At 70.4% G+C, this 450-nt stretch carries 1 pseudogene; it reads right to left on the reverse strand.

The annotated features are described in order from the left end of the window. Positions 1 to 83: 83 nt before the first annotated feature. Positions 84 to 450: pseudogene (locus RNB18_RS52055) on the reverse strand (hypothetical protein); the annotation flags it as partial.

Raw genomic sequence — 450 nt, forward strand, 5'->3', positions numbered from 1 at the left:
ACCTGCCGGCGCATTAGCCGCATCGCGACGTGATTGCTCGCGCTATCGACGCCGGCCCGCGGTGACCAAGGTGGGGCGAGGGCTTACTTCACGCCGAGTACGACATAGTCGTCTAGCAATTGCCACACCGTGTCCACCTCGGCAAATCCGGCCTGCGTCAACGCTGAGAGGTGGAAGTCGACCGCGGTCGACGGCGGGGACGGCCGGTTGGCGAAGCGCTGGTCGCGCAGTGCCGCCAGCGGGGCCGCACCCGGCCGCGCCCGCGCGGTGCCCCACCAGTTGTCCCAGGTGGCTGCTCCGCTCGCATGCGCGCGGCGCTGGGTGGTCTCGTCGTGGGCTGCAGCTCGACGCCGTAGCGTGGGCGATCGGCAGTCAAAGCGGAAGTGGTCGCCGTTGAGCAGTACCCCGCCGGCACCCAGCAGGGAAGCGGTCGCGGCGTAGACCCGGACG

This window comes from Streptomyces doebereineriae (genome assembly GCF_031845645.1).
GTDB classification, from domain to species: domain Bacteria; phylum Actinomycetota; class Actinomycetes; order Streptomycetales; family Streptomycetaceae; genus Streptomyces; species Streptomyces canus.